General features: G+C 70.4%; 12 protein-coding genes. 8 read left to right on the top strand and 4 right to left on the bottom strand.

All coding sequences use genetic code 11. The annotated features are described in order from the left end of the window. Positions 1 to 44: 44 nt before the first annotated feature. The 3 genes from KFLA_RS09755 (at position 45) to KFLA_RS09745 (ending at position 4,271) form a co-directional block, all read left to right on the top strand. Entirely contained in the window at positions 45 to 1,487 is a 1,443-nt protein-coding gene (locus KFLA_RS09755; RefSeq protein ID WP_012919623.1) for an MFS transporter, read from the top strand. A gap of 89 nt (positions 1,488 to 1,576) precedes the next feature. Then, a complete protein-coding gene (locus KFLA_RS38235) occupies positions 1,577 to 2,926 on the top strand; it encodes an MFS transporter (protein WP_202797100.1) in 1,350 nt (449 codons plus the stop codon). 106 nt (positions 2,927 to 3,032) lie between these two features. Beyond that, the gene (locus tag KFLA_RS09745; RefSeq protein WP_012919621.1) at positions 3,033 to 4,271 is read left to right on the top strand and encodes an MFS transporter; all 1,239 of its coding nucleotides are present in this window, start codon (positions 3,033 to 3,035) and stop codon (positions 4,269 to 4,271) included. A 42-nt stretch (positions 4,272 to 4,313) separates the two neighbouring features. On the opposite strand, the gene KFLA_RS09740 is transcribed toward KFLA_RS09745, so the two are convergent. Next, positions 4,314 to 5,471: a hypothetical protein gene (locus KFLA_RS09740; protein WP_012919620.1), complete on the bottom strand. Its 1,158-nt coding sequence runs from the start codon at positions 5,469 to 5,471 to the stop codon at positions 4,314 to 4,316. Between the two features lie 61 nt (positions 5,472 to 5,532). On the opposite strand from KFLA_RS09740, the gene KFLA_RS09735 reads away from it, so the two are divergent. Then, positions 5,533 to 6,330 (top strand): CPBP family intramembrane glutamic endopeptidase, encoded by a 798-nt coding sequence (locus KFLA_RS09735; protein WP_012919619.1) that lies wholly within the window; start codon positions 5,533 to 5,535, stop codon positions 6,328 to 6,330. Positions 6,331 to 6,386: 56 nt separating this feature from the next. Here KFLA_RS09735 and KFLA_RS09730 read toward each other — a convergent pair whose 3' ends face one another. Next, the gene (locus KFLA_RS09730; protein ID WP_012919618.1) at positions 6,387 to 9,740 is read right to left on the bottom strand and encodes a S8 family serine peptidase; all 3,354 of its coding nucleotides are present in this window, start codon (positions 9,738 to 9,740) and stop codon (positions 6,387 to 6,389) included. A 149-nt stretch (positions 9,741 to 9,889) separates the two neighbouring features. Beyond that, entirely contained in the window at positions 9,890 to 10,036 is a 147-nt protein-coding gene (locus KFLA_RS09725; protein WP_202797099.1) for a carboxymuconolactone decarboxylase family protein, read from the bottom strand. Here KFLA_RS09725 and KFLA_RS09720 point away from each other — a divergent pair. The 3 genes from KFLA_RS09720 (at position 10,022) to KFLA_RS09710 (ending at position 12,309) form a co-directional block, all read left to right on the top strand. After that, the gene (locus KFLA_RS09720) at positions 10,022 to 10,624 is read left to right on the top strand and encodes a MarR family winged helix-turn-helix transcriptional regulator (protein WP_202797098.1); all 603 of its coding nucleotides are present in this window, start codon (positions 10,022 to 10,024) and stop codon (positions 10,622 to 10,624) included. The two genes, KFLA_RS09725 and KFLA_RS09720, sit on opposite strands and share 15 nt — an antisense overlap. Before the next feature lie 93 nt (positions 10,625 to 10,717). Further along, a complete protein-coding gene (locus KFLA_RS09715; protein WP_237706763.1) occupies positions 10,718 to 11,329 on the top strand; it encodes a bifunctional 4-hydroxy-2-oxoglutarate aldolase/2-dehydro-3-deoxy-phosphogluconate aldolase in 612 nt (203 codons plus the stop codon). After that, positions 11,326 to 12,309: a sugar kinase gene (locus tag KFLA_RS09710; RefSeq protein ID WP_012919616.1), complete on the top strand. Its 984-nt coding sequence runs from the start codon at positions 11,326 to 11,328 to the stop codon at positions 12,307 to 12,309. The genes KFLA_RS09715 and KFLA_RS09710 overlap by 4 nt, the downstream gene beginning before the upstream one ends. 25 nt (positions 12,310 to 12,334) lie before the next feature. Here the strand turns inward: KFLA_RS09710 and KFLA_RS09705 are convergent, their stop codons facing one another. Next, the gene (locus tag KFLA_RS09705) at positions 12,335 to 13,135 is read right to left on the bottom strand and encodes an IclR family transcriptional regulator (RefSeq protein WP_012919615.1); all 801 of its coding nucleotides are present in this window, start codon (positions 13,133 to 13,135) and stop codon (positions 12,335 to 12,337) included. 454 nt (positions 13,136 to 13,589) lie between these two features. On the opposite strand from KFLA_RS09705, the gene KFLA_RS09700 reads away from it, so the two are divergent. Beyond that, complete coding sequence (locus KFLA_RS09700) at positions 13,590 to 13,988, top strand: DUF6401 family natural product biosynthesis protein (RefSeq protein ID WP_063822815.1); 399 nt, start codon at positions 13,590 to 13,592, stop codon at positions 13,986 to 13,988. Positions 13,989 to 14,041 lie beyond the last annotated feature (53 nt).

Raw genomic sequence — 14,041 nt, 5'->3', positions numbered from 1 at the left:
CGTTTTCACTCTACGGTCGTTGAGTCACGAGCAACGGAGGCCAGATGAGCGTGGAACGCCAGGTTTCAGGAGGGCAAGGTGGACCGGCAGTGCGCCGGCGTTCCCGCTGGCTTGCGCTGATGGTGCTGGCCGGCAGTCAGCTCCTGATCGTGCTCGACGCCACGATCGTCAACGTGGCACTGGCCGATATCAGCGCGGATCTGCGCTTCACCCCGGCGAGCCTGCAGTGGGTGATCACGGCGTACACACTGGCCTTCGGCGGCTTCTTGCTGCTGGGTGGGCGGTTGGCCGACCGCCTGGGCCGGCGCCGCGTGTTCGTTGCCGGGGTCGGCGTGTTCACCGCCGCGTCACTCCTCGGCGGTTTCGCGGCCTCGCAGGGGCTGCTGATCGCCGCCCGCGCCGCCCAGGGATTCGGCGCGGCGGTGATGGCTCCAGCCGCACTGTCCTTGCTGCTGGTGGTCTTCCCGGCGGGCCGAGACCGCACGATCGCCTTGGGCGTTTGGGCAGGTGTCACCGCGGGCGGTACGGCCATCGGTCTCATCCTCGGCGGTCTACTGACGCAGGGGTTGTCCTGGCCGTGGGTGTTCTGGATCAACGTGCCGATCGGACTCGCCGCCACGGTGCCGGCCCGGCGACTGCTACCGGCGGCACCCGGCCGGGCCACCGCGCGGCTCGACATCGCCGGCCTCGTGACCGGAACCGGCGGGCTGGTGGCGTTGGTGCTCGGCCTCGTCCGTACGGTCGATTTCGGCTGGGACTCAGGCCATACCCTCGTCCCGCTGGCACTGGCCGCCGTTCTCCTCACAGCGTTCGGAGTGTTGCAGAAGACGCGGCCCGCTCCCCTGATTCCGCTGCGGGTGCTGCGGAACCGCACCGTCCTGGGCGCGGACTTGGTCGGCCTGATCTTCGGTACGTCGATCTATGCCCTGTTCTACTTCCTGAGCCTGTTCATGGCCGGCACGCTCGGCTATGGACCGATCCGCATCGGGCTCGCGTTCCTGCCTCTGACGATCGCGATCGCGATCGCCGCCAGGTTCGCCGGCGTCCTGATCGCCCGTACGGGCCCACGCCCGATGCCGATCGCGGGTTCCTTGCTGATCGCCATCGGCCTGGCACTGCTCATCCGTATAGCGCCTGGATCGAGCTACCTCGGCACCGTGTTTCCGCCCCTCGTTCTGGCCGGTGTCGGGATGGGCCTGGCCTTCGTGGCGTTGACCTCCGCCTCCGTCGCGGGTGTAGCTCCTTCAGACAGCGGGATAGCTGCCGCGCTGTTCAATGCTGGTCAGCAGATCGGGGGCACACTCGGTCTGGCCGTACTGACGGCCGCGAGTACTGCACGAGCCAAGGCCATCACCGGAGACGAGGCCAGCTCGGCCGGCTGGGCCTTCGGCTTCGGTGTCGCCGCCGCGATCATGCTCGTTGGCGCGTACCTGTCGATCACCATGGTCAAGCCCGAGCACGTTGTGGCCGGAGACGAGAACAAATGACCGTTATGGCCAACTACCGTGCGGCGCTAGGCGCTCCCGGGATGACCCGGGTGATGGCGGCCTTACTCACCTGCTACTTGCTAGCCGGAATGATCAACCTCGGCCTCATGCTCACTGCTTACACCGCCACCGGCGGCTACGCCGTGGCGGGCGCGGTCACCGGCGCCTACTCCGCCACCGTGGCCTTCGCCGCACCGGTCTGGGGCCGCATGGTCGACCGCCGCGGACCGCGCTGGACTCTGGCGTTCACCGTGTCGCTACAGACAGCAGCGTTCGCGGCCTTCGCGGGCATCGCGAAGAAGGTCTTCGCCCAGGTGGACGACCCCCAGAGCAAGAGAGCCACCTTCGCCATGTCCGGCCTCTTTGCGGAGATCGTCTTCGTCCTCGGCCCCTTGGCGATCGGCGGCATCGTCATCCTGGTCGAACCGATGTACGCCGTCATCGTCACGGCGGTCATCTCCCTGGGGGGGGTCCTGCGGTTGCGCGGCGCATCCGCCGTACGTGCCATCGAGGCCGTGACCGACCCTGTCCACATCGGCGCGGCCTGGAACCGGCGCCAGTTCCACGTCCTCGCGGTAGTCACGGCCGGGGCGGTCGCGATCGGCGCGTTGCAGGTGTCAGTCGTAGCCCACGCCGGCGCGATCGACACCAACGCAGGATTGCTGTCGCCGCAATGGCCTGCGGAGGCGTCGCCGCCAGTTCCTGTACGGCGGGCTGACGCTGCCTGGCTCGATGCCTACCCAATTGGGCATCGGGCTTGGCCTCTACGGACTGCTCATCCTCACCTAGGTCCGGCGCCGGGCACGGCCCTCAGCCTGGCGTTGCTCTTCCTCATCGGAGCCGCCACTGGCCCAGCGGACGCTGTCGAAGCGCTGCTCATAGCCGCTCACACACCGCCCCGGCACTCCCAGGCGTTCGCCGCCCTGACCACCGCCAACTGGAGCGGTTTCGCCGCTGGCAGCGCCTTCGCCGGACTCCTGATCGACCGGGTCGCCACCACTGCCGGCTTCATCGCCGCCGCCACCGCGACGCTTCTCGCAGCAGCGTCACTCCTGCTTGTTCCTTCCTGGCGTCGCCGCACGCGCACGATCCGGCTTTTCCGGGCCGCCCGGATCACCCCGGCGGAATCGGCGTGGCGCCGATCTCACAGAGGTTCCATCCGGAACTCACTCTGCCAAGCTACGGCGGATGCGGCTACGGCTGGATCGAAGGACAGGCGGGCATGGCGGCGGTGGTGGGTGAAGGGCCGTTGCCAGACCAGCTCGAGCAACTACTCGGCGCCCGTGAGGTCGACGCGGCCGTCGACGCCGTCGGATTCGAGGCCCGCAGTGAGGACCACGGGCCGGGCGCTGTCTCTCGGCACTGGTGGGGCGAAGTCGTTGTCCTTGACAACGGGCCGATGCCCGGTCATAGATACAACCGTCAGCGAGCCGTGCTAGGGCCGGCAGCACTCCCCGATAACTGTTTGACGGTCAGGGCGACGACCGGCATCGTGCGCGTCAGCGCGACGTCCTGGATGTTCGAGATGACCCGGAAGGCAGTGCGATGAGCTCGCCCACCCTCGCCCCGCTCCGGGAGCCGAACTTCCGGTACTACTGGCTGGCCCGGCTCATCGACCGGGCCGGCACCACGATGGCCGGTGTCGCGCTCGCGTTCGCGGTGCTGGAGGTCAGCGACTCGCCGTCCGCACTGGGCACGGTGCTGGCCGCCCACAGCATCCCGCTGGTCGTGTTCCTGCTGGCGGGCGGCGTGCTGGCTGACCGGTTCGGCCGGACTTTGGTGATTCAGGCAACGAACGTCGCGTCCGGCCTCAGCCAGCTCGCGATCGCGGGGCTGGTGATCAGCGGCAGCGCCGAGATCTGGCAGCTCGCGGCGCTGGCGGCGGTCAACGGCACGGCCACGGCGGCGCGGATGCCGGCGCTGGCCGGCGTGCTCCCCCAGCTGGTTCCCCGCGACCAGCTCAAGGCGGCGAACCTGGTGATCGCCGTACCGGAGAACGCGCTGATGGTGCTCGGGCCGGCGCTGAGCGGCGTACTGGTGGTTGTAGTCGGACCGGGGTGGGCGCTGGCCGTGGACGGCGCGACGTACCTGGTGGCGACGCTGATCCTGACCCGGGTGCGGATCCCACGCCCGGTGGAGGGCCATCGGAGCCGAGGCGTGGTGGCCGATCTGCGCGAAGGATGGACCTACTTGCGCAGTACCACGTGGCTTTGGGTGGTCGTTGCCTCGTTCTTTCTGCTCAACGCCATCAACAGCGGGGCGTTCAACACGCTCGGTCCGGTGCTCGCGACGCGGACCGACCTTGGCGAGGCCGGTTGGGGACTGATCCGCTCCGCCCAGGCCGTCGGCTTCCTGGTGTGCTCGCTGATCCTGATCCGCGTCTCGTTCCACCGGCCGCTGCGCTGGGGCATGCTCGCGATCGCGCTCCAGGGTCTTCCGATGCTCGTCCTCGGCGTCGAACCCTTGCTCGTCGCCGCGATGGTGGCGTCGTTCCTGGCCGGCGTCGGCAGCCAGATCTTCAACCTGGGCTGGGATCTCGCCATGCAGGAGCACGTGCCGGACGAGATGCTGTCGCGCGCCTACTCGTACGACATGCTCGGCTCGTTCGCCGCCATGCCCCTCGGCCAGCTGCTCTTCGGCCCGCTCGGACTGGCCTTCGGGATCCAGCCGGTGATGATCGTCGCCGGCATCGCCTACGTCGTCGCCGCCCTGATTCCCCTGGCGTCGCGCTCGGTCCGCAACCTCCCACGCGCCACCGCCGTCACCGCACCTCCAGCTCCCTGACCGCCGCGCTAGCGGCCAGGTTCGCGTGATCAGAGTCGGGTGTCAGGGGTTGGTCGTGAGATCGGTGATGCGGATCTGCTCGGTCAGGAGCCGGCGGAACTTGGCGGGGTTGTGGTTGACGTAGTCGCCGACCAGCTTGAGCCCGGCGGGGTAGTTGATGACGTACGTGCGGGAGGACGGGTCGTCGACGTACTGCGCGACGGTGGTGGCCAGGTCCGGGGAGAGGGCCGCCCAGCGTTCGATGTAGGAGCGGGTGTCGGCCAGGGTGGCGCCGTGCTGGTGCAGCATGAGTGCGGCGTTCACCTCGACCCATCGCAGGGGCTCCCGAGCCTTGACGATCGCGAGTTCGCGGGTCAGATCGATCGGGATACCGGCGTCGTGCAGGGTCGCGGCGAAGCGTTCTCCGCCGTCGCCGGCCAGCAGCACGTGCGGAGCCAGCTGACCGATGCCCTCGGAGACGACTGCCTGTGGCGCCGGCCCGAGCACCAGCGTCTCCTCGAGCAGGCCCCGGCCACGGACGAGATGGTGTTCGTGGCAGGACCGTTCGGCCTGGTGGCCCGGATACGTCTCGTGCAGAGCGGTCAGGAGCAGATCCATCGCGGGAAGGGGCTGTCCGACATTGATGGAGATCTGACCGCGCAGCCCTCCGAGGTAGGTGTTGTAGCCGCTCCAGGAGACGCCGCTGACGAAGTCCAGCTCCAAGCTCTCCCCTTCGGGCAGGTCGACCAGTTCGCGGGTCTGCGTCCGCGCCTCATCGATGACCGCCCTCGTCAGGCGCTCGATCTGCTCCGGCGGCACGACCGTCGCTGCCCGCCACCGCTCGAACCGATCCGCCAGTGAGCCGCTGCCCGGCAGCAGCTCGTCGAGGCACTCGTGCGCCTGGGCGAACACCGACTCGTCGGTGTGCTCAGGTCGTACGCCGTAACAGCCGTCGACCTCGTCGGCGTACGACCGCCGCTCCCCCGCAAGCCCTCCCGCGGAGACCCGCAACGCGACGACCTGGTCGCGCAGCCAACCGTCGGGCAGCTCGCTCATCAGCGCATCCGCCTCGTCAACCAGTGCGGCGGGCTCGGTGAGCTCCTCGGCGTCGACCTCGGCAGCCAGCCCGGCCGGACCGAAGTACGCGTCAACGATGCCCTCGTCGTGCCGCCCGAGCCGCAGCCCCAGCTTCAGGTAACGCCCCACCACCGGATCGATCATCCGGCCAAACTACCGCCGCAGCAGACCGCACCTGGCCCGTTGCGCTGTCAGAATCCTCCGGATGAAGCGATGGGTGCTGGCGGCCGGAATCGCCGTTCTGGTCGGGGCAGCGGTGGCGCTGGTGGTCACGGGCAACACGGAGATCCGGTACTCCGCCGATCACGACCGCACCGAGCCGATGTGGTGGCGGTGGCTGCCCGCGGCGGTTGGCATCCTGCTGATTCGTCTCGTGCCGGTGCGGCTCGATCGTGGGCCGGAGGGCAGGCCGGACGTACGGCAGGCGGGGATCTTGGCCGGCCTCGCCGTCGCGTTCGCCGTCCTGCTGAAGCTCACCGGGCAGTTCGAGATCCTCAAGGGCGTGCTGCTGCTCGCGGTGCCGATCTGCATGTTCCGGTGGCTGGGAGAGCGGCCGACGGCGGGCAGGCCGGCTCCCCCCGTGCGGTGGGAGCCGGCCGTGCCGGTGGTGGCGTGGTTGCTGCTGACGTACGTCGGTCCGCTGCAGCCGCAGCCTTCGTTGTCCTACCTGACGGGCGTGCAACTCGCCCTGGTGGTCGTGAGCGTCTTCCTGGTGAACAGTGTGCTGGAGGAGTTCTTCTACCGCCGGTGGCTCCAGACGCGCTGGGAGCAGTTGCTCGGGCCGTGGCTGGCGATCGTGCTGGCGTCGATCCTGTGGGCGGTGTGGCACGTCGGCATTCAAGGCAGCGGGCCGCTCGGCCTCGATCTCGCCGGGGCGCTGGTGAACCAGGGCGTGCTCGGGCTGTTCCTCGGCTACCTGTGGAGCCGGTACCGGCTGATGTGGCCGTTGATCGTCGTGCACGGCGCGACCAACTCGATGGGAATCCTGCTCGCGCTGGTCTGAGTGTTCCAGCACCGGCCCCTGCGGTGGGGCGAGCCACCGCAGGGGCCGGGCCGCTGTCAGTTCCGCACCCGGTAGCCGCGCAGAACGGTCTGCTCCACCTTGTTGCCGTCAGCATCCGTCGCGGAGGCACGCAGCGAGACGGCGGCACCGGGCTCGTTCGTCACCTTCGTCCGCCACCCGGCACCGGCCCGTTCCACCTTCACGGGGCGCCAGGTCGTGCCGTCGTCGGTCGAGGCCTCGACGGTCAGGGCCTTGACCGGTACGGCCGGTGCACCCGGCTGACGCTGGACCGAGATCGGAATGGTGAACCCCGATCCCGCCCGGGCGCGGTTGAAGTTGTCCAGCTGCGGCCTGAAGTGCACCGCCATGAACGGCAGCGCCGCAACGCCCTCGACGTGCCCGGAGCGGAACGTCCACGCGGTGTCGATGGTCGGCGACACCTCCGTGCCTTCCACCGCGACCCGCGTTTCCAGCCGGTACGACGCCTCGCCGGGCGGCACGTCCGCCGCGACGAAGGCGGCGTACGGCCAGTCCTGCACCAGTTCCCCGTCGCGGTAGAGCTTCGCCGAACCGGCTGGGAGCTTCGGGTGGTTCATGTGCAGCGGATTGCTGTCCGACCGCAGGCTGAGGCCGAACAGCAGCCGGTCCCCCGTTCGCTGTGCGCCCCGGGCGGAACCGTTCACCTCGATCGGCCCCGTGGTCAGTCGCGGCCCGAACACGCCCTTGTTCCACTGCTGCCGGTAAGTGCGGCCGGGCTGGTAGACGGACCGCTGGGACGAGAACAGCCACGTGGGCTCGATGAGACCGGACTCGCCCTGGCTCACCATGCTCGAGGACCACCGCAGCCCCCGAGCCAGGAAGTACTCGGTCCGTTCGAACGGCAGCCGGCTTCTCAGCTCCTGTCCGTCGGACGGCGGCGCCGCGTACTCGAGCGTCGCCGCCACCGGACGGGCGACGTGACCGGTGCGCGCTGTCCGCGGCTCGTCGGTGTCCGCCGCGTACGCCGCCTTCACCGCGGCGAACTCCTCCTGCCGCGGTCTGAGCCGCACACCGTTCAGCGCCCGGCCCAGCGCGTAGTCGGCCAGGTTGTACTCGTACGGGCTGTTCGCGAAGTCCCCGGCGGGACCGGGTTCGGCGAACCGGCCGTAGGCGACGCTGACCACCTCGGCCGCGGGCGCCGGCGTACCGCGCTCGGCGATGAACAGCGGTCTGTCCCCGTCACCCGACAGGGCGTAGGTGACGATGCCGGCCGGCCCGACCTGCAGGTCCCGGGCCAGCGTGACCTGCAGGTCCATCAACCGGGCGGTGGCGCGTGGCGCTGACATCTCCACCGGCTTGGCGGTGCGCGCGTCGAGAACGACCGAGCCGTCCTGCTCGATGTCCATCACCGAGTGCATCAGCAGCGTCCAGTCGTGGCCGGTCACCGTGCTGAAGTGGCCCATCGTGTACCGCCCCGGCGCCAGCCGAACCTTGCTTCTGCTCGTGCCGGCTCCGTAGAGGTAGTCGCCGCAGGACACGTCGCCACCGCACGGCCCGAGCCGGTCGAAGAAGGTGACGTGCTCGAGCGGAGCCTTGCCGTCGCGCCCGATGGTGGTCAGGTCGACGTCGTACCGCTCGGGTTCCTTCTCGACCCCGATCGGCGTGCTCACCGTCGTACCGTGGCCACTGGCGACGAGCTGACCGCTGAACCGGCCGATCGGCACGCCGGCGGATCGGGTGTCCGTGGCAACGGTCGCCGTAGCCGTTCCTCCTGCCGGTACGACGATCCTGCTCGGGGAGACCGTGAACAGTCCGGCGGGCTGGTTCTCGACCCGAATGACCAGGTCGAGCGTGACGGCGGTGTCGGCACTGTTGCGATACGTGATCGCCTTCTCCTGCACGGGGTCGTCCTCGTGCGGCCAGCTCGCCAGACCGAAGCTGAGGCTGGGCGGCGAAGCGACCACCTGCTGCGTGATCCCTTGCGCGACGTCGACCCGTCCGGCTCCCTGGTCGAAGCCGGCGCTTCCCGGCGCGGGCCTGGCGGACGCCATCAGGGCCGCCTTGACCTGCGCGCCGGTCCACTCCGGGTGTTGCTGGAGCAGGATCGCCGCGGCGCCGGCGACATGCGGCGCGGCCATCGAGGTGCCCGACAGCGAGACGTACTGCTCGCCGACCGGCGTACCGGCTTCGGTTCCTGCTGCCTTCGCCGCGACGACGTCGACGCCGGGAGCGGTCACGTCCGGCTTCACCAACGCGTTGCCGACCGTCGGTCCGCGGCTGCTGAACGGGGCCAGGGCATTGCGCTTGTCCACGGCACCGACGGTGAGCGCGGCGGCCGCACTGCCCGGTGATCCCACCGTGCCGGCGCCTGCCACACCGCTGTTGCCCGCGGAGATGACGAACAGCGTGCCGTGCTGAGCCGACAGGGTGTTGACCGCCTGCTCGATCGGATCGTCGCCTGGGGCGTCCGCGCCGCCGAGGCTCAGGTTCACCACGGCGGCGTCCTGCTCCACCGCGGCCCACTCCATCCCGGCGAGAATGGCGTCCTCGGGACAGCCTTGCTCGCCGCAGACCTTGGCGTCGATCAACCGGACGTCGGGTGCGACGCCGCGGTAAGAACCGCCGGACGCGGCACCGGAGCCGGTCACCGTCGAGGCGACATGGGTTCCGTGCCCGATCTGGTCACCGGTCGCGCCGTCGACGAAGGTCTTCGCCGCCGCCACCTTGCCGGCCAGGTCCGGGTGCTGCGCGTCGATCCCGGTGTCCACCACGGCCACCGTCACCCCACGCCCGGTCAACCCTGCCGACCAAGCAGCCGGTACGCCGATCTGCGGCACGGTGTGGTCCAGCGTCGTCCGGCGCAACCCGTTCAGCCAGACCTTGGTGACTCCCGGCGCCAGCGCCCGGGTGCCGGCGACCAACGAGGTCCAGAACGCCACCGAGTCTTTCTTCGACTCCAGGACCGAGTAGCCCCCGATGCTGCGAAGCTCCCGGCGCGCGCTCGCACCGCGCAGGGCCGGCCCCGCCGACCGGCCGGACGCCGCCCGCTGCACGATCAACGGCAGCTGCGAGCGCCGGGCGTCGTCGTACCCGAACTCCAGCAGGGTGGTCACGTCGAACAGCCGCGGGTCGAGCTTGCCGGCCGCCACCAGCCCGACGGCGTCCAGCGGCAGCACCTGGATCCGGCCGCCGCCGGTCGAGACCCGGAACCGGATCGAGGTCCGGCCCTCGGCGGGAATCACCCGCGGCGGCGCTCCGGGGACGACCTCGACGCGATCGCCGGTGATCAGGGTGACTGTTCGCGGCGGGCCGCTGCCGACAGGCGGCTGCGCGGCTGGACGGGCGGTCGCAGCGGGGGCGGAGACGGTCAGCAGACTGCCGAGCAGTGCTGCGAGGCCGAGCGTGGCCAGCGTCCTCACGGGTTGTCGCATCAGGGCGAACTCCTTCGTCATCGGCAACCGGGCGGTTCTCGATGACTACTGGGTGGCCGGCCTGTTCGGTTGCTCGACGACGGACGACCGCCCAGGTGGGAGCCGAGCGGTGGGTGGGTCAGTGCTCTCGCGACCCACCCGCCGACGGGTCAGGAGTTCAGCAGGCGGACCTTCGGGAAGTCGACCGGGACGGCCAGCGCGACGTTGATGTAGTTGGTGAACAGGTTGAGCGCGACGTGCGCCACCAGCTCCACCACCTCTTCGTCGTCGAACCCTGCGGTGTGCAGCTTCTGCACGTCAACGTCGGTGACCTGGGCGCGGTCCTCGACCAGCTTGGCCACGAACTCCTGCTGCGCGACGACCCGAACGGGATGCGCCTCGGCGCGCTCGCCGGCCTCCTGGGCGTCTCGACCCCGACCGCCAGCAACACGGTCGGCTCGCTGGTGGCGAAGGACCTGGTCGCGAAGGAACCAGGGCCGGACAAGCGGTCCGTGGCCTTGAAACTCACCCCGCGCGGAGAGGCGGTGGCCGACCAGACCGCCGAGTGGCCCAGCTTCCTGGCCCGCGCGGTCGATGGCCTGGAGCCGGCCGAGCAGGCGGTCTTTCTGCGCTGCCTGGTCAAACTCATCCGCACCCTGCAGGAGAACGGCGACATCCCGCTGCAGCGGATGTGCGTCACCTGCCGCTACTTCCAGCCCTACGCGCACCCCGATCCGGTGAACCCCCACCACTGCGGGTACGTCGACGCGGCCTTCGGCGACCGCCACCTCCGCCTGAACTGCGCCGAGCAGGAAACAGCTCCGCTCCAGGAACGGGCCGCCACCTGGGAGCGCTTCACTGCTCACGGTGAGACAGGTGAGTCAGCGTGCCGGGCCGAATCCTGAACGCTGGCTGCACCAGGTCCACACCGTGGCAATCTTGTGCACATGATGGATGACGGGATCCAGTCCGGTGCCGGGCGTGGGCAGCTTGAGCTGGTGGGCGAGCTTTCGCAGCGCAGGTTGTTGGCCATCGTGCGGGCGGACGGGGCGGAGACGGCGATCGCCTGTGCTCGAGTGCTGGTGGAGGCTGGAGTGACGGCGCTGGAGGTTTCGCTCACCACACCGGGTGGCGTCGACGCGATCGGCCGGCTGCGGGGTGAGTTCGGCGACGACGTGTTGCTCGGCGCGGGGACTGTGATGACCGCTTCGCAGGCCGACGCGGTGCTGGAAGCGGGTGCGGCCTTCGCCGTGACTCCCGCGATCACGCGAGGCGCCTTGCGGAGCGTGGAGATCGGGCTTCCGCTGGCCTGCGGGGCGCTGACCCCGAGTGAGATCGTCGCGGCCGTCGACCTCGGTGCCGCGGCGGTGAAGATCTTCCCGGCGGGCGTGCACGGGCCGTCGTACTTCAAGGAGCTTCGCGGACCTTTGCCCGACGTCCGTCTGGTGGCCGTTGGGGGCGTCACTGCGGACAGCGCTCCGGAGTACCTGCGGGCGGGCGCGGTCGCCGTCGGCGTCGGCTCGCCCTTGCTCGGCGATGCGGCGAAGGGTGGAGACCTGCTGCAGCTGAAGAGCCGGGCGCAGCAGTTCCTCGAGGCGGTCGCCGGATGACCGACGTCCTGACGATCGGTGAGGCGATGGCGTCGCTCCGGTCCCACTCCGCGCTGCGGCTCGGCGGCGCGGTGCGGCTGTCGATCGCCGGTTCGGAGAGCAATGTGGCGATCGGACTGTCCCGCCTGGGGCATCGGGCCGCCTGGATCGGGGCTGTCGGCGATGACGAGCCTGGGCAGTTGGTTCTGCGCACGCTCCGCGCCGAGGGGGTTGACGTGAGCGGCGCCAGGGTGAGCGACACGTCGTTCACCGGCTTCATCGCCTTCGACCAGCCGGCGCACGACGTCACCCGGGTGAGCTACCACCGGCGCGGGTCGGCCGGGGCGATGGTGAGCAGGGAGGACGCCGAGGTCGGTCTGGAGCGTCTGCGGCCGCGCGTCGTGCACGTCACCGGGATCACGCCGGCGCTCTCGCCCGAGGCTCGCGCCGCCACCGAGTACGTCGTGCAGGCGGCTGCTGCGCAGGGGTCGATCGTGTCGCTGGACGTGAACTTCCGGCGGCGGCTGTGGTCGGAGAAGGAAGCAGCTGCTTGCCTGCGGCCACTGATTCCGTCGGCGAGCATCGTGTTCGCGTCCGCGGATGAGCTCGGCATCCTCACGGACGCCGGAGCCGACGCGAGTGGCGGTGCCGGGGTCGACGGTGATGGCGGTGCCGGTGCTGCTGTCGCCGCAGTGTTGGAGGCTGGGCCGCGGGAGGTGGTCGTGACGGCCGGCGGGGAGGGTGCTTGGACGCACTCGCCGGCGGGGGTGGTGCATCGAGCTGCGCGGAAGACAGTTGTCGTGGACAGCATCGGTGCGGGTGACGCCTTCGTCGCGGGCTATCTCAGTGGGGTGCTCGACGAACTGCCGGTCGAAGGGCGACTGGAGCGGGCTGTTGCCTGCGGCGCCTTCTGCGTCGGCGTGCGCGGGGACTGGGAAGGCCTGCCGACCCGGGACGAGTTGGCTCTGCTCGGGCACGATCCCGGGTCCGCACTGCGATGACCATGAAAGGTGGTGCGGCGACTGCTCAGCTCACGGCAGCAGCCGCGTGATACCCCAGACCGGACGAAATCTGGTCCGCCTGCTCGATGACCTTCGTCGCCAGCAGCTGCTCGCGCTCGGCAAGGTTCATCGCCGACAGCGGGCCGGACACCGACAGCGCCGCCACGATCGCGCCGGTCCGGTCGCGGACCGGCGCGGCCAGGCACGCCCGCCCGAAGGCCAGCTCCTCGACCTCGGTGGCGTAACCACGCTCCCGCACCTGCCGCAGCGTCTTGTCCAGGTCGATCGGCTGGGTGATGGTGTGCGGCGTGTACCGCGCCAGCTCGCCGCCGAGAATCTCCGTCCGTTCCGGCACCGGCAGCTCGGAGATCAGCGCCTTGCCCATGGCGGTGGCGTGCAGCGGACCGCCCCGGCCGATCAGCGTGGACGACCGCCCGGCGGACCGTCCTTCGAAGTGGCACAGGTAGAACGGCTCGGCTCCGTGGCGCTCGGCGACGTTGGCGCCCAGGTCGAGCTCGGTCGCCAGGTTCTGGGCGACCTGGCGGGCCTGCTGGTGGACCGGCATCTCGTTCAGCGCGATGCCGGCCAGCGTGACGACCCGCGGGCCGATCACGTACATCCCGCTGCGCTTGTCGTACGCCAGGAATCCCAGCGCCACCAGCGCGCCGACCAGCCGGGAGACGGTGGACTGCCCGAGGCCGGTCGCCTCGACCAGCTCGGAGACGCGGCGCTGCGGATGCGCCTCGGTGAACTCCGACAACAGCACCAGCGCCCGCTCGACACTCTGCGTGCCGGACCCCGCTTCCCGCCCGATCGTTCGCGCCACGGAGTCACCCCTCGATAGAACGTGGTTCTTCCATCCGCATCGTAGATGCAGCCAGTCCACCTTCCAACGCGTGGGCACCGCGGCCCGCAGCGGAGAGTGACCGCCACGCCCGGCGTGACGCCTCGCGTGTGCCAGTCCGCCCAAGGGGAACTGGCCGCGTACGGCTCCAGGCTGCATTTCGAGTGCCTGGCGCCCAGGCCCCGGCGTTCGGAAAGCAGCGCCGGGGCCGCCCTCAACCAGCTCGGCGTGCACCGCTGCTTCGTAGAGTGGAGGCGTGCATCCCCGATGACGGTTTCCGCCCGGACGGCCGCGCGAAGCCCGGCGGAGTCCGACGCGACGGAGCCGTCTTCCGGCCCGCAGCGGCGCACCAGACCGCGCTCGCCCTGCATCACCCTCGGTGAGAACTGAGATGGTGCGTTGTCGGCGATCGAGCTGGGGATTTACCGTGGTCGCCATGTTCGAGGCATGGGTGGGCCGGGGACGCCGGCGGGTGGAGTCGAGTCTGGAGTGGCTGCGGGACGCGCTCGGCCGCGCGGAGCTGGCCGCGGCACTGCGCATTCCGGGGGTCGTCGCCCAGCTGGATCAGCATGCGGCGGCGGTCCGCGACATCCTGGCGCTCGGGGTGCCGTCGGGCCGCGGAGTCGACCCGCGGGTGCTGCTCGCCGGGTACGGGCGCGGTCTGGTGGACCAGGCCGCCGAGCTCGGCCGCCCGGTACGCCGAATCGGCCGGGGCGGGTGGGCCGGCGCGGAGTGGCTGGACCTTCGGCTCGCCGCGGTGTGCCTGCTCGCTGACGAGTGGCGCGGCACGAGCCCCAGGATCGGCTGGGACGACGGAGTGGTTCCGCAATCCTGACCGCCGAGCCCTGGCCGCCTAATTGCCGGCGGCTCCTCTGCGGTCGCGGCGCC

Source organism: Kribbella flavida DSM 17836, from assembly GCF_000024345.1.
GTDB lineage: Bacteria > Actinomycetota > Actinomycetes > Propionibacteriales > Kribbellaceae > Kribbella > Kribbella flavida.
This window is presented reverse-complemented; position numbering and strand designations above follow the sequence as displayed.